General features: G+C 63.2%; 19 protein-coding genes. 11 read left to right on the forward strand and 8 right to left on the reverse strand.

Annotated features, from left to right (window positions below):
* The first annotated feature begins 24 nt into the window (after positions 1–24).
* The 8 genes from IM738_RS07605 (at position 25) to modC (ending at position 6,323) form a co-directional block, all read left to right on the forward strand.
* Positions 25–321 carry a 2Fe-2S iron-sulfur cluster-binding protein gene (locus tag IM738_RS07605; RefSeq protein WP_236965271.1) on the forward strand — a complete coding sequence of 99 codons (297 nt, stop codon included), beginning with the start codon at positions 25–27 and terminating at the stop codon, positions 319–321.
* A 19-nt stretch (positions 322–340) separates the two neighbouring features.
* Positions 341–1,945: a flavin monoamine oxidase family protein gene (locus IM738_RS07610; protein ID WP_236965272.1), complete on the forward strand. Its 1,605-nt coding sequence runs from the start codon at positions 341–343 to the stop codon at positions 1,943–1,945.
* Between the two features lie 7 nt (positions 1,946–1,952).
* The gene (locus tag IM738_RS07615) at positions 1,953–2,327 is read left to right on the forward strand and encodes a hypothetical protein (protein ID WP_236965273.1); all 375 of its coding nucleotides are present in this window, start codon (positions 1,953–1,955) and stop codon (positions 2,325–2,327) included.
* A 797-nt stretch (positions 2,328–3,124) separates the two neighbouring features.
* Positions 3,125–3,409 (forward strand): TOBE domain-containing protein, encoded by a 285-nt coding sequence (locus IM738_RS07620; RefSeq protein WP_236965274.1) that lies wholly within the window; start codon positions 3,125–3,127, stop codon positions 3,407–3,409.
* Positions 3,410–3,428: 19 nt separating this feature from the next.
* On the forward strand, positions 3,429–3,764 hold the full coding sequence (locus IM738_RS07625) for a NifB/NifX family molybdenum-iron cluster-binding protein (RefSeq protein ID WP_236965275.1): 336 nt from the start codon (positions 3,429–3,431) through the stop codon (positions 3,762–3,764).
* 25 nt (positions 3,765–3,789) lie between these two features.
* Positions 3,790–4,548 (forward strand): molybdate ABC transporter substrate-binding protein, encoded by a 759-nt coding sequence (modA, locus tag IM738_RS07630; RefSeq protein WP_236965276.1) that lies wholly within the window; start codon positions 3,790–3,792, stop codon positions 4,546–4,548.
* A 33-nt stretch (positions 4,549–4,581) separates the two neighbouring features.
* Entirely contained in the window at positions 4,582–5,253 is a 672-nt protein-coding gene (gene modB, locus IM738_RS07635; protein ID WP_236965277.1) for a molybdate ABC transporter permease subunit, read from the forward strand.
* Entirely contained in the window at positions 5,250–6,323 is a 1,074-nt protein-coding gene (gene modC, locus IM738_RS07640; RefSeq protein ID WP_236965278.1) for a molybdenum ABC transporter ATP-binding protein, read from the forward strand. Before modB ends, modC begins: the two co-directional genes overlap by 4 nt.
* 30 nt (positions 6,324–6,353) lie before the next feature.
* Here the strand turns inward: modC and IM738_RS07645 are convergent, their stop codons facing one another.
* From IM738_RS07645 to IM738_RS07680, 8 genes are all read right to left on the reverse strand, one after another.
* Complete coding sequence (locus tag IM738_RS07645) at positions 6,354–6,929, reverse strand: hypothetical protein (protein WP_236965279.1); 576 nt, start codon at positions 6,927–6,929, stop codon at positions 6,354–6,356.
* 85 nt (positions 6,930–7,014) lie between these two features.
* The gene (locus IM738_RS07650) at positions 7,015–7,824 is read right to left on the reverse strand and encodes a hypothetical protein (protein WP_236965280.1); all 810 of its coding nucleotides are present in this window, start codon (positions 7,822–7,824) and stop codon (positions 7,015–7,017) included.
* Between the two features lie 197 nt (positions 7,825–8,021).
* Positions 8,022–8,552, reverse strand: coding sequence for an Abi-alpha family protein (locus tag IM738_RS07655; protein ID WP_236965281.1), 531 nt, complete (start codon positions 8,550–8,552; stop codon positions 8,022–8,024).
* A 255-nt stretch (positions 8,553–8,807) separates the two neighbouring features.
* The gene (locus IM738_RS07660) at positions 8,808–9,797 is read right to left on the reverse strand and encodes an IS5 family transposase (protein WP_236961435.1); all 990 of its coding nucleotides are present in this window, start codon (positions 9,795–9,797) and stop codon (positions 8,808–8,810) included.
* Between the two features lie 354 nt (positions 9,798–10,151).
* Positions 10,152–10,463: a hypothetical protein gene (locus IM738_RS07665; protein ID WP_236965282.1), complete on the reverse strand. Its 312-nt coding sequence runs from the start codon at positions 10,461–10,463 to the stop codon at positions 10,152–10,154.
* Positions 10,464–10,959: 496 nt separating this feature from the next.
* Positions 10,960–11,400, reverse strand: a complete 441-nt coding sequence (locus IM738_RS07670; RefSeq protein WP_236965283.1) for a hypothetical protein — start codon at positions 11,398–11,400, stop codon at positions 10,960–10,962.
* Positions 11,401–11,434: 34 nt separating this feature from the next.
* Positions 11,435–11,632, reverse strand: coding sequence for a glutathione S-transferase C-terminal domain-containing protein (locus IM738_RS07675; RefSeq protein WP_236965284.1), 198 nt, complete (start codon positions 11,630–11,632; stop codon positions 11,435–11,437).
* Complete coding sequence (locus tag IM738_RS07680) at positions 11,629–12,162, reverse strand: glutathione S-transferase N-terminal domain-containing protein (RefSeq protein ID WP_236965285.1); 534 nt, start codon at positions 12,160–12,162, stop codon at positions 11,629–11,631. The genes IM738_RS07675 and IM738_RS07680 overlap by 4 nt, the downstream gene beginning before the upstream one ends.
* A gap of 160 nt (positions 12,163–12,322) precedes the next feature.
* On the opposite strand from IM738_RS07680, the gene IM738_RS07685 reads away from it, so the two are divergent.
* The 3 genes from IM738_RS07685 (at position 12,323) to IM738_RS07695 (ending at position 15,070) form a co-directional block, all read left to right on the forward strand.
* A complete protein-coding gene (locus tag IM738_RS07685) occupies positions 12,323–13,861 on the forward strand; it encodes a DUF2779 domain-containing protein (RefSeq protein ID WP_236965286.1) in 1,539 nt (512 codons plus the stop codon).
* Positions 13,858–14,562: a YecA/YgfB family protein gene (locus IM738_RS07690; protein ID WP_236965287.1), complete on the forward strand. Its 705-nt coding sequence runs from the start codon at positions 13,858–13,860 to the stop codon at positions 14,560–14,562. Before IM738_RS07685 ends, IM738_RS07690 begins: the two co-directional genes overlap by 4 nt.
* Before the next feature lie 145 nt (positions 14,563–14,707).
* Positions 14,708–15,070 (forward strand): hypothetical protein, encoded by a 363-nt coding sequence (locus IM738_RS07695; RefSeq protein WP_236965288.1) that lies wholly within the window; start codon positions 14,708–14,710, stop codon positions 15,068–15,070.
* Positions 15,071–15,100: the final 30 nt, after the last annotated feature.

The raw sequence follows: 15,100 nt of genomic DNA on the forward strand, positions 1-15,100 counted from the left end.
CCAACCAGCCATGAGGCCACAACCATGACCACGATCACCGTCCTTCCTTCCGGCAAGTCCTACGAAGTCGCCGCCGGCACCACCCTGCTCAAAGCCTTGCTCGGCGTGGGCGAGCCGGTCATGAGCAAATGCGGCGGCAACGCCAAGTGCGAGGCTTGCCACGTCTTCGTCACCAGCGGCCGCAAGAGCCTGTCGCGCATCCAGCCGCTCGAAAACGAAAAACTCGACGGCATGGTCGGCATCGGATCGGCCTCGCGCCTGGCTTGCCAGGCCGTGCTCGGCGAAGACCCGATCACCGTCGAACTCCTGATGACAAGCTGAGCCCCGGGGCGCATCCGCCATGGCCGCCTTGCTCCATCTGCCGACCCACCAAGTGGCCGACGTCGTGGTGGTTGGCGCGGGCCTGTGTGGCCTGGCGCTCACCCGCAGCCTGGTCGCACGCGGCCTGAGCGTGACCCTGCTCGAAGCGCGGGATCGCATCGGCGGCCGGGTGCTGACCTGCGCCGATGCGCAGACCGGCCAGGCGCTTGACCTGGGCGCCACCTGGACCTGGCCCGAGACCGAGCCGCGCATCAGCGCGCTGCTCGGCGAGCTGGGCCTGGCCACGCTGGCACAACACGACCCGGGCGACGCGCTCTGGCTCACCGACCCGAACCGCCAGCCCGAACGGCGGCAGGAAGAGGGCGGCGTGCACGCGGGTGCCAGGCGCATCCAGGGCGGCGCGGCCCGGCTCGTGGACGCGCTGGCCGCCGGTCTGCCTGAAGGCTGTCTGCGGCTGGGCCAACCGGTGCGCGTGCTGCGCGACCGTGGCTCGTACATCGAGCTTATGCTGGAAGCTGGCGCGCCGCTGCGCGCGCGCCAGGTGGTGCTCGCCCTGCCGCCGCGCCTGGTGCATGACCGCGTTCTGTTCGATCCACCCCTGCCGGCGACGGTCTGGGATGCGATGGAAAGCACCGCCACCTGGATGGCCACCCACGCCAAAGCCTTGATCGCTTTTGACCACGCTTTCTGGCGCGAAGCCGGGCACTCGGGCAACGCCTTCGTGCGCCACGCGCAGGCCGTGCTCGGCGAGGTGTTCGACGCCTGCGACGAAACCAACGGCGCGGCGCTGGGCGGCTTCGTGGCGCTGAACCCGGCGCAGCGCGAACACTTCCAGCGCGGCCTGCCACTGCTCATCGACAGCCAGCTCGCCCAGCTCTACGGCCAGGCCGCGCAGAGCGGCCGGCTGCAACTGCAGGACTGGGCCCTGGAGCCCTGGACCTGCAGCGACACCGACCGCGCCACCCCGCCCGAACCGCCGTTGGCCAGCCCGCTGCTGCGCCAACCGCTGTGGAGCGGCCGGGTGCTTCTGGGTGGCAGCGAAACGGCGGCCCATGGCGCCGGGCACATGGAAGGCGCGCTCGAAGCGGCCGACCGCATCGCCCACGCGCTGCTGCGCCAGAAAGCGCCCACCGCCACCACCCAAGAGACTGTGGCGCTGGACCGCGAATCGGCGCTGCAAGCCTTTGCCGAGGGCGTGGCCGCCCGCGCCGCCGCCGCACCCGACCAGTACCGCCGCCACCTCACGCGCCTGCTCTCCAGCCAGCAACACGATCTGCTCACGCAGCGCGCCTTGCTCGCGACGGTGGACCGCGTCTACAGCGAAAGCCTGGCGCAGATCGACGCGCTGTTGCCGGCGCTCGACGCCGCCGAGGCTGCGGTCGCGCAAGGGCAGCACGCGCTCACGCCCCAGCTGCTGGCACCGTTCGCGGGCTGGAACAAGGGCTTGCTGCAGGCCGCGCTGGCCTTCAACGCCAGCTCGTGCGCCTTGTCGAACTTTGCGCAGGACCAGGTGCCCGACGCCGAGACACAACGCGCCATCACGCTCGACCTGGCCGCCGCCTGGCGCGAGTTCGCCATCGAGCTCAACGCCCGGTTGCTGCAGGCCCAACCGGTGACCGCTTGAAAGACCCATGAACCAACACCCCATGCTGCTCAGCGCCTTGTTGGGCCTGATCCAGAACGCCTGCGAATCGGTGCTGATCCTGGTCGAACAGCTGCCGCGAGAAGAGTTGATGCGTTCGCGCCTCACGCGCGCCGAGGTGCAGCGCCAGCTCGCCACCCTGGCCGCCAGCGTGGCGCAGATCGAGCCGGAGCAACGCGCCACCATGCACGAGCTCGACTGGTCGGGCTGGGCACTGATGCGGGTGCAACTCGCTGGCCCGCCCGGCGAGACCCTGGACGAAGCCCTGTGGTTCGCCAGTCAGTCGCTGGTGCCCGCGACGCTGCTGTGGTTAAGGGTGTACCGGCAGAGTCAACCCGATCTGTTTCGCATGAGTCTGGCTTGAGGGCGCTGGCGCTTTTCAGCTCTCTCCGGGTGAGCAGTCGGTCTCTCTCGTGGCACCTCGGGTGCCAAGGCGTGTGCGCTCAGGCCGCAGCGCTTGAGTGAAGCGGCCGGCGCTGCGCACCGACTGCCCTGCGATGCTCGCGGCCGTGGCCCGTCGCCAAACTCGCTGCGTTCGCTGGCGCTCTCTCCGCTCAGACATGGCGACGATTCAGATGACGAAGCGCGCTGCGCGCGCGGCCACAACCCCTGCGCTTCTCGGCGCCTCACATGGCGCGCTGCGGCCTGAGCGCACACGCCTCGGCAGGACCGGCGTGGGTTCTCTATCAGTTGAGAGTCAAGTCATTTCATGCTGCGGCAGGCGCTGTCCGGTGGGGGCGACTTTCCGGGGTGGCTGTGTCCGCCCGTCTGGGGCCGGGCGCGCCAGTGCGCGCTTCGCTGACTGACTTGCGGCCACTGTCTGAGCAGAGAGAGCGCAGCGAACGGCGCGAGTTTGGCCGCACCGGCCCCAGATGGGTGGGCGCAGCGAAGTCGGCGCAGCCGACCACCCGGATGAGCCCCCGCCGGGCAGCGCCTGCCGCAGCACGCGAGGTGCCACGAGCGAGATCTGCGCCCACCCAAAAAGAGCACAGAAAAAGAGACCAGCGTTCCCTTCCGCAAGCTGGCCCACGTATTGCAAACCAGGTCAACAAGCCACGTAAGCGTGGACGTTGTGTAGCAAAGCACACAACGCTGTCCTTGGACCCGTCCGTTGTGTCGTGACCAATACAGAGCCGGTCCCCTTGTTCACAGGAACTCCTCATGTCCCCGTCCGAGTTGAACGCCACCAGCCAGCCCCTGATGGGCAAGCTGCTGATCGACACCGCCATGGGCAGCTTCCTCGGCGACAAGCGCATCCGCCTGCTCGAAGCCATCGCCCAGCACGGCACCGTCAATGCCGAGGTCACGCTGGACCTGCCGGGCGGCCACCACGTGCTGACCGCCGTGGTCACCGACCAGAGCGTCGAGCGCCTCGGTCTCGCCGTGGGCCAGCCGGTGACCGCGATCTTCAAGGCCTCCAGCGTCTTCCTCGTTTCCACCGACTGAACAACACCAAGGACCTTTCATGAAAGTCGCCATCGCCACCCACAAGGACTGGAGCCAGGTCAGCGGCCACGCCGGCCAGGCCCGCGAGTGGCTGCTGTTCAAAGAGCAGCTGCCGCACCACTTCGAGGATCACGGCCCGCACCCGCTGCACGGTGTGGACCTGCTGATCTCGGGCAGCGCGGGCGACGGCTTTCTGCGCCACATGGCGGGCTGGGGCGCGCAGGTGCTGCTGACCGGCGAGACCGATCCGCGCGCTGCGCTGCAGAAGGTGCTGGCCGGCGAGGCGCTGCCCGACACGCGCTTCGACGTCACCACCGCGCTGTGCAAGGTGCGCGACCTGTTTTCCCGGCATTGAATTTTTCATCCTCTGGAGCGCTTCCATGATCCTCAAGCCCCTTGTCTCTTCGCTGCTCGCCGGCCTGTTGCTCGTTGTCTCAACGGCCCGCGCCGACGAGATCTCGGTCGCCGTGGCCGCCAACTTCACCGCGCCCTTCAACAAGATCGCCGCCGAGTTCGAAAAGGAAACCGGCCACAAGGTGGTGTCGTCGTTCGGCTCCACCGGCAAGTTCTACGCACAGATCAAGAACGGCGCGCCGTTTGAAATATTGCTCGCGGCCGACGACGAAACACCGGCGAAGCTGATCAAGGAAGGCGCCGGGGTGGCCGGCAGCCAGGTCGGCTACGCCATCGGCAAGCTGGTGCTCTGGTCGGCCCAACCCGCGGTGGTGGACGCCCAGGGCGAGGTGCTGAAGCGCGGCGGCTTCGACCACATCGCGCTCACCAACCCCAAGCTCGCGCCCTACGGCGCGGCCGCCGTGGAGACGATGAAGAAGCTGGGCGTGCACGACAAGTTGTCGCCCAAGTTCGTGACCGCCGAAACCACCGTCCAGGCTTACCAGTTCATCAGCAGCGGCAACAGCCTGCTGGGTTTCGTGGCGCTGTCGCAGGTGCTCAAGGACGGCCAGATCCAGGGCTCGGCCTGGGTGGTTCCGGCGAACCTCTACACCCCCATCCGGCAAGACGCGGTGCTGCTGAACCCGGGCAACGGCAAGGTCAGTGCGTCCGCGCTGCTCAAGTACCTGCAAGGCGCCAAGGCGCAGGCGGTGATCCGGAGCTTCGGCTACGAGATGCCGCTGTGAGGCGGGGCGGCTGACGCTCACCGGCTGGATCACATGCTGTCGAATCACGACCTCGCCGCCGTGTGGCTCACGGTCCAGCTCGCGGGCCTCACCACCGTGCTGCTGCTCGCGCTGGGCACGCCGGTGGCCTGGTGGCTGGCGCGCACGCCCTCGCGGCTGAAGGGCCTGGTGGGTTCGGTGGTCACGCTGCCGCTGGTGTTGCCGCCTGCTGTGCTCGGCTTCTACCTGCTGGTGCTCATGGGCCCCGAGGGGCCGGTGGGCCGGCTCACTCAATCGCTGGGCTTGGGCCTGCTGCCGTTCACCTTTGCCGGGCTGGTGGTGGCCTCGTGTCTGTATTCCATGCCCTTCGTGATCCAGCCCCTGCAGCAGGCCTTCGTCGCCATCGGCCGCGCGCCCATGGAGGCGGCGGCCACGTTGCGCGCCTCGCCACTGGACGCGTTTTTCACCGTGGCGCTGCCGCTCGCGCGGCCGGGGTTCATCACCGCCGCTGTGCTCGGCTTCGCTCACACGGTCGGCGAGTTCGGTGTGGTGCTGATGATCGGCGGCAACATCCCGGGCAAGACACAGGTGCTGTCGATGGCGATCTACAACCACGTGGAGGCGATGGAGTATCACAACGCGCACTGGTTGGCCGGCGGCATGCTGGCTTTTTCTCTCGCCGTGCTGCTGTTGCTCAACAGCCGTGGCTGGAACCGTTCGCCATGAGCCTTGATATCCGTTTCCGGCAGGACTTCCCCGGCTTCACGCTCCACGTGGACCTGCAACTGCCCGGCCGCGGGGTGACCGCGCTGTTCGGCCCCTCGGGCTGCGGCAAGTCCACGCTGCTGCGCTGCATCGCCGGACTCAACGCCGCGCCCGGCGGCCGTTGCGTGGTGAATGGCGAGGTCTGGCAGGACGGCCTACACAGCCTGCCCACGCACCGGCGCCCGCTGGGCTACGTGTTCCAGGAGCCGCAGCTGTTTGCGCACCTGAGCGTGAGCGCGAACCTGATGTACGGCCGCCAGCGCACCGCGGGCACAACCCAGCAAGTGGAATGGAGCAGGGTCATCGAACTGCTGGGCATCGGCCACCTGCTGGAGCGCCGCACCGCCGGGCTATCGGGCGGCGAACGCCAGCGCATCGCCATCGCGCGCGCCCTGCTCACCAGCCCACGCCTGCTGCTGATGGACGAGCCGCTGGCCGCGCTGGACCTGGCGCGCAAGAACGAGTTCATGCCCTACCTGGAGCGCCTGCACCGCGAGCTGGACGTGCCGGTGATCTACGTGAGCCACGCGCCCGACGAGGTGGCGCGGCTGGCCGACCACATCGTGGCCATGGAAGCGGGCAGGGCGCTGGCCTCGGGCCCGCTGGCCGAGGTGTTGTCGCGCGTCGATCTGCCGATCCGCCTGGGCGAAGACGCGGGCGTGGTGCTGGAGGGCGTGGTGGTCGAGCGAGATGCGGCCTGGAGCCTGGCCCGGGTGGCGTTCCCGGGCGGCTGCCTCTGGGTGCGCGACGGCGGGCAAGCGAAGGGTGCCACGGTGCGCATCCGCATCCTGGCGCGCGACGTGAGCCTGGCGCTCTCGCCCGCGACCGACACGAGCCTGCTCAACAGCCTGCCGGTGGTGGTCGACCAACTGGCCGACGACAGCCACCCCGCGCTGGCCCTGTGCCGTTTGCAGGTGGGGACATCGTCCTCGCTGCTCGCGCGGTTAACGCGGCGCTCGGCTGCCGCGTTGGGGCTGGCGCAGGGTCAGCAGGTGTGGGCGCAAATCAAGGCCGTCGCTTTGATCGGGTAGAACTGAGCGCCGCGAAGGTGGGGTTCGGCGTCACTTCGGTCGCTTGGAAGAGCGACTGCGATCACTGATGACTGTTTCAACTTCAGCGGCGCTCCGCAAAATGTCTGCAATGTTGTCTGTCACTTCTCCGTTGAAACGATTCTTGCCCCACTCAAGTAGCTCATTCACGGTAGCCACAGCGGCGTTGCGCCACACGCTGTTCCCGAGTGTCTCGTCGTACCCCTTCCTTCCGGATTTCGGTGGACTTCCGATTGGAAAGAAGTACTCGTGTACGTCAACGGAGTAGCGCAGGCTGACGCTGAATGAACCGAAGTACTCGCAAGCGCGGCCATGCACATCAGAAGGAAAAGCCAAATCAGCTGCTGTGGCGAGCTCCTTGATGTTGTGTTGGAAGCCCTTCACCTCGCTATAGGCCTCAGCTAGGGAAAGATGCTCTCTCGCCACGATGCACTGTGCTTTCAGCATGCACTCGCAAGCCATGAGCAGATCAACAAAGCTCTTCACGCGAGATGACTTGCGTGGCTGGTCTTCCCAGTGAGCTTGGAATCTGTGGCAGAGGTCCAGCGCGTCTAAGAAATAGTGTTGCGCCAGTGTGTTGTGACTCATCGAGAGAGAGGGACTACGGATTTTGGTGACGGTAACAGCAATCAGCAGCGAAGCACGCCTTAGGCGACTGGACTGGACTGTATCGCTATGTGAATCTTATCAATGCTCTGCTTAATTCTCTAAGCTGCAGCTCTAAAAGTTGTAGTTCTTTGAGTCTCTGATCGCCTGGCAAATATCCGTACTTGTATTTCTTTAAATGTGCACACTTTCCTCTTGCATCTACAAGGCCATCTACTAAGGTCTCGAATGCAGCATCATTTTTAGAGCTGCTTGTAGCTATTGAATAAAATACTTGTTTTAGAGTGTTGGAGCCTTTAAGCTGATTTTTGGCGGGCACTCTTGAATTGTTTTCGATAAACTCCGCTTCTAGAATCTTGAACCTTGTCAAGAACTTGTCAATTAAATCTGTTTTTTGCTCCGCTTCATTGAATAGCTTTAACAAAACCGGATTGTATCTTTGCAGTTCGAAATCATTCAGTATGCTAGGGTTAAATGTCTGTTTTTCAAGAACTGTTTGTAAAGAGATCTGCAAAATTTGATGAGTTAATTCCCCGATTTCTTCTTTTTCCTGCTCGGTCTCGGGAATTCTTTCGCAATACAGCAGTGCCCAGCTAATCTGAAAATCTCCGAACTCAAAAGCCATTGTTTGGCTAAATTCATACGCGATTTTATGAGCCATTGTCGTACCTTCTTTTATATCAAATGGTATCGATACTGCAACAGTTCCTGATGTCGATATGGTCTTTTCGAGTTTATTGTTTGGTCTTATCTCGATGAATCCCTGAATCTTCTTTGAGGAATCTGAGTTTCCTTTTTGTAAATCAATACTGTACCTCACCACTTTATCAAACTGTAGTAATTTGGTTGTGAAGCTATATTGCCATTCATATCTCATGTGTTTTATTGTGCATAAGGTTTAGGTGGTGCGACCCCAGCGAAGTACAGCGACGTATTGGGGTCGGGTATTGCCTTTTGCTCAACAGAATAAAATGGATCACGAAAAGGCAAGCCGTGACCTCCAATCTTATGCTCTTCCCAATGGGGTTCAAATCATCTGGCTCTTGCCGTTGATGGAAGCCCATGTACAACCTGTTAGGCTCTAAATGGGCGACAAGCTTCTACGAATGCTTTTCCGGCAACCGTTGGATTAACTCGACCATAGCTTTCGCCTCCGCCCCAAGTCATGCCAGGACGCAAACAACCTAGACGGACAAGATTGCTAAGCGAAATTACAACATCTTCGGTTGGAAGACGCAGTTCTTGTTCCTTCTCCATCTTGATACGGGCGTGTAGGGGTAAATCTGCGGTGATTATGCCGTGGTGTTGGCTATCTTCAAATGGCAAGGAATACAGCACATCAAGAATACGCGCGTCTAATGGATTTAGTTGTTCGAGAATCGCTACGTATGCGCGACGAACTTCGCTGCCGAAATTGGCATTGGCAGCATTAACGAGTAAGGCAGCCCATCGATCTTGAAGATCGTCATCTTCTTCCAAGCTGGCGCCCTGCATAATGGGAATGAGGAGTTTCAGCGGAACTGGTCGCGTTGGAACTGGTAGCCCCACAAGTTTAAGAAAATCTTGTGATCGCTGCATCATCCGGATTTGGCGCTCCCAGCGCATGTATCTTAGGCGATCCTCAAAGATGCCTATTCCTTGCTCCAGAGGACCAGATACAAATTTTGCAATAAACCCTCCTGCCTCACGTGCTGCATCTATAGCCTTCCCTGTTGACTTCGCTAGGGAAGGTCTGCACAACACCCGCTACGGCGCGAGGTGATGCATGCAATTTCAAATGATGGCGATTTCAGGCTCACGAGGGCGCTTTGTTGGCCGATTTCGCCCTGATTCGTGGCCGTTGGCCGCATTCGGACGCACTCATCCTCGGGTCTCCTTCAAAAGCGTTCGGCGCACCATCCAGATGTTGGACAACGCAAACAGGGTGTGCAGCTGCGCCGTGTTCTTGGCCAATCCCCGGTAGCGCACCTTCACATATCCGAACTGGCGCTTGATCACCCGGAACGGGTGTTCGACCTTGGCTCGGATGCGCGCCTTGGTTTTCTCCAGCGCTTCCATGATCGAGCCCATGGGCGTTTCCTTGTCCAGCGCCTTGCGATGGCTGGGCATCATGGCCACGTACCAGTGGACCTCGGGATGGTCCTTGATCACCTCATCGCGCTTGTGAACGCCCCGGTAGCCAGAGTCGGCAAAGACATCGGTTTCGTCGCCGTGCAGCAGTTCGCTGGCCTGGGTGATGTCGTGCGCGTTGGCCGCTGTGGCCTTGACGGTGTGCACCAGGCCCGATTCGGCATCGACCCCAATATGCGCTTTCATCCCGAAGTGCCACTGGTTGCCCTTCTTGGTCTGATGCATCTCGGGGTCGCGTTCGCCGCTGTTGTTCTTGGTCGAGCTGGGGGCGGCAATGAGCGTGGCGTCGACGACCGTACCGCTCTTGAGCAGCAGGCCTTTGTCGGCCAGGGTGGCGTTGACCGTGGCAAGCAATTGCAGGCTCAAGTTGTGTTGTTCGAGCAGATGGCGAAAGCGCAGGATGGTGCTCTCGTCAGGCAAGTTCTCCTCACCCTGGTCCAGCCCCGCAAACTCTCGAAACATGGGCGTGTCGTACAGCGCCTCCTCCATCGCCGGGTCGGACAGGTTGAACCACTGCTGCAGGAAGTGAATGCGAAGCATGGTTCGCACGGCAAACGGCGGACGACCACCCTTGGCGCCAGGCGTTGGTGCATGCTGTGCAATCAGCGACACCAGCTCGGTCCACGGCACTACCAGGTTCATCTCGTCGAGGAACTCGCGCTTGCGCGTTCTCTTGGTCTTGCGCTCGAATCCGCTCTCGCCCAGGCTCATTTGCTTCATGACGTCACTGTCTCACATCGGCCCACGGCGCCGCGGTTTTGCAGACCTTCCCTAGTTCCTGGACAGCCTTGGCTTCTTCTTCCATAGATAACTTTCATTCGTAACGGAGTCAGCGTGGGGATAGCAATCCTTGTAGTTTGCACTCTTCTTTGAAAAATCAATCACGTGTAAGGTCGATCTGCTCTTGGATGCGTAATCTTTCTCGGGCCTGTTCTAACAGAACCTTCAGGTCGAAATCTTTCTCCTTCATCTTTACTTGCTGTTCCAAACTATGGACCTCATCTCTGCACTCTCCAAGAATCCGCTCATGTCGTTCATTTTGATTTTGACTTCCCATTTTTAGCTCCGTTTTTATTAACGCTCAATGGCCTTGCCGATATCTACGAGCTTCTTCCCATTTTTCTTGGCTAGGTTGTATATTTCAGTAATGAGTGTGTCGACCTCATTGAGAAATTTATCCCTCTCTTTTTTCGAGGTGGCGCTACGAGCAGAATTGATTCGGTTAGTAATTATTCTCTTCTTTCCGAGTAAGCTGTAATCACTGACGCTCCAATAGATTTCCCAATACCCATATTTTCCAGAATACTTGCTCCAGATGTCTGAGATGTTCGTACCATTTTCGAGTAGACGATTCATTTCCTTGAGCTCATGCTGTGGAATAGCCATTTTTTACTCCCTTTCCGATGTTGAGTGAGTGGATAAACTTGTTGCGGCCTATTATCAATAACGGCACAGGAGCATGGGTGCGATTTGCAGGATGCGGCTTCTTTTGATAATAATTCATGTCTTTTCAACATCGTGCTGTGCGATGCTGCATACATAGCCCGCATTGACAAGACCAAGAAAAACCTCGGCCAGCCGCTCGGAATGTACCCCGCCTTTTGGACTATGTGTGCAAATGTATTCGCGATGAAATCCATGGCGTACCCACGAGAATGTCCAAGTAAAGGCGAGCTGGCCAACCTCAGCACACCACTGTGTCGAAGCCGGCCACCGTGGCGGCGCGGTGTTTCAGGTGCCCTGGCCATGCGCCGCGTCCACCGCGCAGGCCATCAACTCCAGCGTGCGCGCAGCCACCTGCAAGTCATCGCAGTGGCATTGATCGGGTGAGTGATTGCGGCGCGGGACTCGCAGGTGGCCGAGGCCCAGCCCACTGCTGTGATCAACCGCCCGCCACCAAACCAAACGCCTCACGCAGCAACAGCAATTCCGCCATGTTGCCGCCGCGCAGTTCGCTCAGGGCCTTGAAGTTGCCGCCCATGGCGGCGATGGCGGGCTTGGGGGCGTCCGGGGTGGTGAAGCGCAGCAGGTGCACGCGCACGTGGCCCTCGGGGGTTTGGAACCAGGGCTGGAAGGCGGTCACTTCTTCGATGTCTTCGGGGTTCAGGTCGCTGCCTTGCAGCACGGCGGCGATCAGGGCCGCGCTGGAGATGGTTGCGGGCTGTGGCTCGGGCGGGCTGCTCAGGGCTTGTGCGCCTTCGGGCAGGGCTTGAGGCCAGAGCATGCCGTGCGCCCAGCGCGGGAACACCAGAGCGTGGCTGTAGTCGTCAAAGTGGCAGAGGATGACGCGGTGGTGGCGTTGGATGTCGGCGAGGGTGGTCATGGTGGGGTGGGGTGTGTGACAGCAAAAAGCAACTTCAGCGGTAGCCTTCTTCGCGCAGCACCTGGTGCACCACCGGGCGTGCGCGCAAGCGTTCGAACAGGGCCTGGCAGCGCGGCGGCCGGGGGATGTCGGTCTTGCTGGCCCAGAAGAACACGTAGAACAGCGCCGCGTCGGCGATCGTGAAGTCGGCGCCCATGGCGTAACCGGTCTCGGGCAGACGGATCTCGATCACGTCGAAAGCCTCCCGCACGATGGCCCGGCCGCGCTCGGTGATCGCGCTGGTCCACCGGGCCTTGTCGGTCGGGTCCAGCGGATCCGGCGCCGGGCCGCCCCAAGCCGGATCAGCCCCCTTGGGGGCAGCGACCCGCGCGGCGGTGAAGCGTGGGGGCCGAGACTTTCTGGCAAGTACACGTCGGTGGTGAAGATGCGCGTGAAACCCTGGCCGTGCACCGTGTTCACCGCATAGTCCAGCAGGTCCAGCGTGCGCGCGGCCAGAAACGGGTCGTCGCTCAGCAGGCGCTTGCGCGGGTGGCGCCGCGCCAGCCAGTAGGCGATGGACTGGAAGCTGGTGAGGGCGCTCCCGTCGTCGAGCACCAGGGTCGGGATCGTGCCCTTGGGGTTGATCGCGAGGTAGGCGGGTTTTTGGTGGTCGCCCGCCGGCAGGTTGACGATGTTCACCTCGAAGGGCAGCTCCAGTTCTTCGAGCAGGATGTGGATGCCGGTCGTGCAGGAGCCGGGGGTCATGTGGAACTTGAGCGTCATGACCCAGACAGTCTGCAAGACCCGCGCCATGCGTCCTGCCTTGCACGCCCCTTGCTAATTGACAGGCATCCACCGTTGCGAAGGCCTGCCGCGCGCTCGTGCCTGTGGCCTTTGTGCCGGTTCCCGTCCGGTCCTGTGTCGGCTTTGTCTGATAGCGCCCATGGTTTTTGCTCCGCCCCTCAACACCGACGACCTGCGCCGCTGGCGCAGTTGCGAGCGCCGCTTCTGGCTGGCGCGCCGCCAGCTGGAGCGCGGCCTGGCGGCGCCCGCGCCAGCGCCCACCCCAGAGGCCGCGGAGCTGGCGCCCGCCACGGGCCTGGACGTGGCCCTGCACGCCTCGTTCCCGCACGCCGACACGGTGGCCGCGCCGCAAAGCCCGGCGCAGTGGCTGCAGGCCGTGCGCCACACCCTGAACTGCCTCGACAGTGACGCCGAGCCGCCCGAGGGCTGGGCCATCCTCGGCGCCTGCCTGACCAGCGAAGACCGCGCCCAGGTGCGCATCGACGTGTTGACCGCGGGTGAACATGGCCTGCGCCTGTTCAAGCTGCGCTACGCCACCGTGGGCGACGACACCGACGTGGACGATGTCGCGCTCTGGACCCACGTGGCCGCGCGCTGCGGCTTCGCGGTGCAGAGCGTGGGCCTGCTGCTGGTGGACACCGACTTCGTCTACCCCGGCCACGACTGTTACGCCGGCCTGTTCCGCGAGGTGGACCTGGGCCCTGTGCTCGGCTCGCGCCCGGTGGCCGACTGGCTGCACGCCATGCGCCAGTGCGAGCGCGGCGCCGAACCCGTGGCCACCCCCGGGCCGCATTGCCATGAGGGCAGCGGCTGCGAGTTCGCGGCGAACTGCAAGGCCTGTGTTGTGCCGGCCGTGGCCGAGCCTGCGGAAACCAGCCTCGACATCCTGGGGCGCGAAGCCGCGGCCGAATGGCGCGCAGCCGGCCACCACAGCGTGATGAGCCTGCGCCCCGAAGACATCGCGCCGCCGCGCCAGCGCCGCGCCGTGCGCGCGGTGCAGCAGGGCGCGCCGCTGCTGGAGCCCGAGGTGGCCGCGCTGGCGCGGGCCTGGCCCTACCCGCGCCACTGCCTGCGCTTCGACACCATCGGTCTGGCCGTGCCGATCTGGCCCGGCACCCGGCCCTACCAGACGCTGCCGTTCCAGTGGAGCTGCGCGGTTCAGGCGGCCGACGGCGCGTGGAGCGACCACCACTTTCTGGCCGAGGGGCAGAGCGGTGACCCGCGCCGCGCCTTTGCGCTGTCGTTGCTGCGGGTGCTGGGCGAGCAGGGCTCGGTGCTGGCCTACAACGCCGGTTTCGAGCGCAACCGCATCCGCGAGCTCGCGCAGTGGTTCGACGACCTCGCGCCCGCGCTCGACGCACTGCTGCCCCGCATCGTCGATCTGTTCCAGATCGCGCGCAGCCACTATTACCACCCGGTCATAGCCGGCTCGTGGTCGTTCCGCTCCATGGCGCGCGCCGTGGCCCCCGAGCTGGAAGTGGACATCGTGCTCGACCCCGCGCTGGGCGCGGGCGCCGGGCGCTCGGCACAGGCGGTGTTTGCGCTGATGCAGAAGCCCGGGCAAAACGCCGTCGTGCGCGAGGCCTGCCGGGCCGCGCTGCACGCCCATGGCCAGCGCGAGACAGCCGTGCTGCGCCAACTGCTGGCCTTGTTTGAACAAGCGGGAACCGCACCATGAACACCGTTGCCACCGAATGGCTGCCGCTGAGCGCCGACGACTTTGCCGCGCTGGAGACCTGGCTCAGTGCGCGACGCAAGAGCTTCCCCGAGACACCCGATTGGGAGTTCTGCGAAGGCTTCCTGGCGGCCCTGGTCTGCTGCCGCCGCGCCATCGAGCCCAGCGAATACTGGCCCCGGCTGTTGGGCCTGGCGGCCGACGCCGTGCCCGCCGATGTGACGGCCCTGTGGGCGCGGCGCTGGGCGTTGGTGGAGCAGGCGCTCGACACCCGGGTGAGCGCGCTCGACGACCCCGCCGCCTACCAGCCCGAGCTGGGCGAGAGCGACGGCTCGTTTGCCCAGCGCTGGGCGCAAGGCTTCATGGCCGCCGTGGCCGCCTGGCCCGAAGAATGGGCCGGCCCGCGCAACGCCCAGGCGCAGCAGTGGCGCGAGGCCGCGCTCAAGCTCTTGCGCGCGCTCACGCTGCCCGACACCGGCGCGCCCACGCTCCACGCCTACGAAGACCAGCAAGGCCCACCGAGCGTGAGCGCGGCGCGTTTGAAGGCCGTGGGCGCCGCGATCTGGGCGGTCTACAACCTGCGCGAAACCTGGCAGCGCCTGGGCCCGCGCGTCGAGACGGTAAAACACGCTGAGGCCGTGCCGGGCCGCAACGACCCGTGCCACTGCGGGAGCGGGAAGAAGTTCAAGAAGTGCTGCGGTTGAGGGCGGCACTCTGCCTTTCCCATCGCCGCGAAGTGAGTTCTCTTCCAAGTAGACTGCCAAACGGTTTGACGGCCTGACTGGCAGGCCAGTGTGGCTTCGAGAGCATGGTCCGGTGTTTTGCGGACTTAAATCAAAGTAATACGCTATGACGAAACTTTTAGTTCTCATGCTGCTGATAGAGCAAGGCACGTTTGTTGCCGGCATCGAAACAGCCGAGGGGCTTCGGTCACAGAGCTTCACGAACAGCCCAAAGGGAGTAGAGGGCTTTTTCGCATTCGCTGAGCCAATCGTCACGGCGGGCAGCGACAGATACTTTCCATGTTTAGTGCCAGTGGGAGAGGGTGAGTGGGGAGCTATTTGGGAGGCACTCGATGCAGAAAAAATTGTCAATGCGGTGGTGCCGCAGTCTGCGCTTGACCTGCATGGCATCGGGGCGCGACCTGACATCAAGTCAGCTGCAAACGCGTGCGTGAATTTCTTGAAAATTTATGGGCAAAAGAGCTTTTAGCTGGCCGTTCATATGGGATGGCTGCGCCTC

The organism is Hydrogenophaga sp. SL48, assembly GCF_021729865.1.
Classification (GTDB): Bacteria; Pseudomonadota; Gammaproteobacteria; order Burkholderiales; family Burkholderiaceae_C; genus Hydrogenophaga.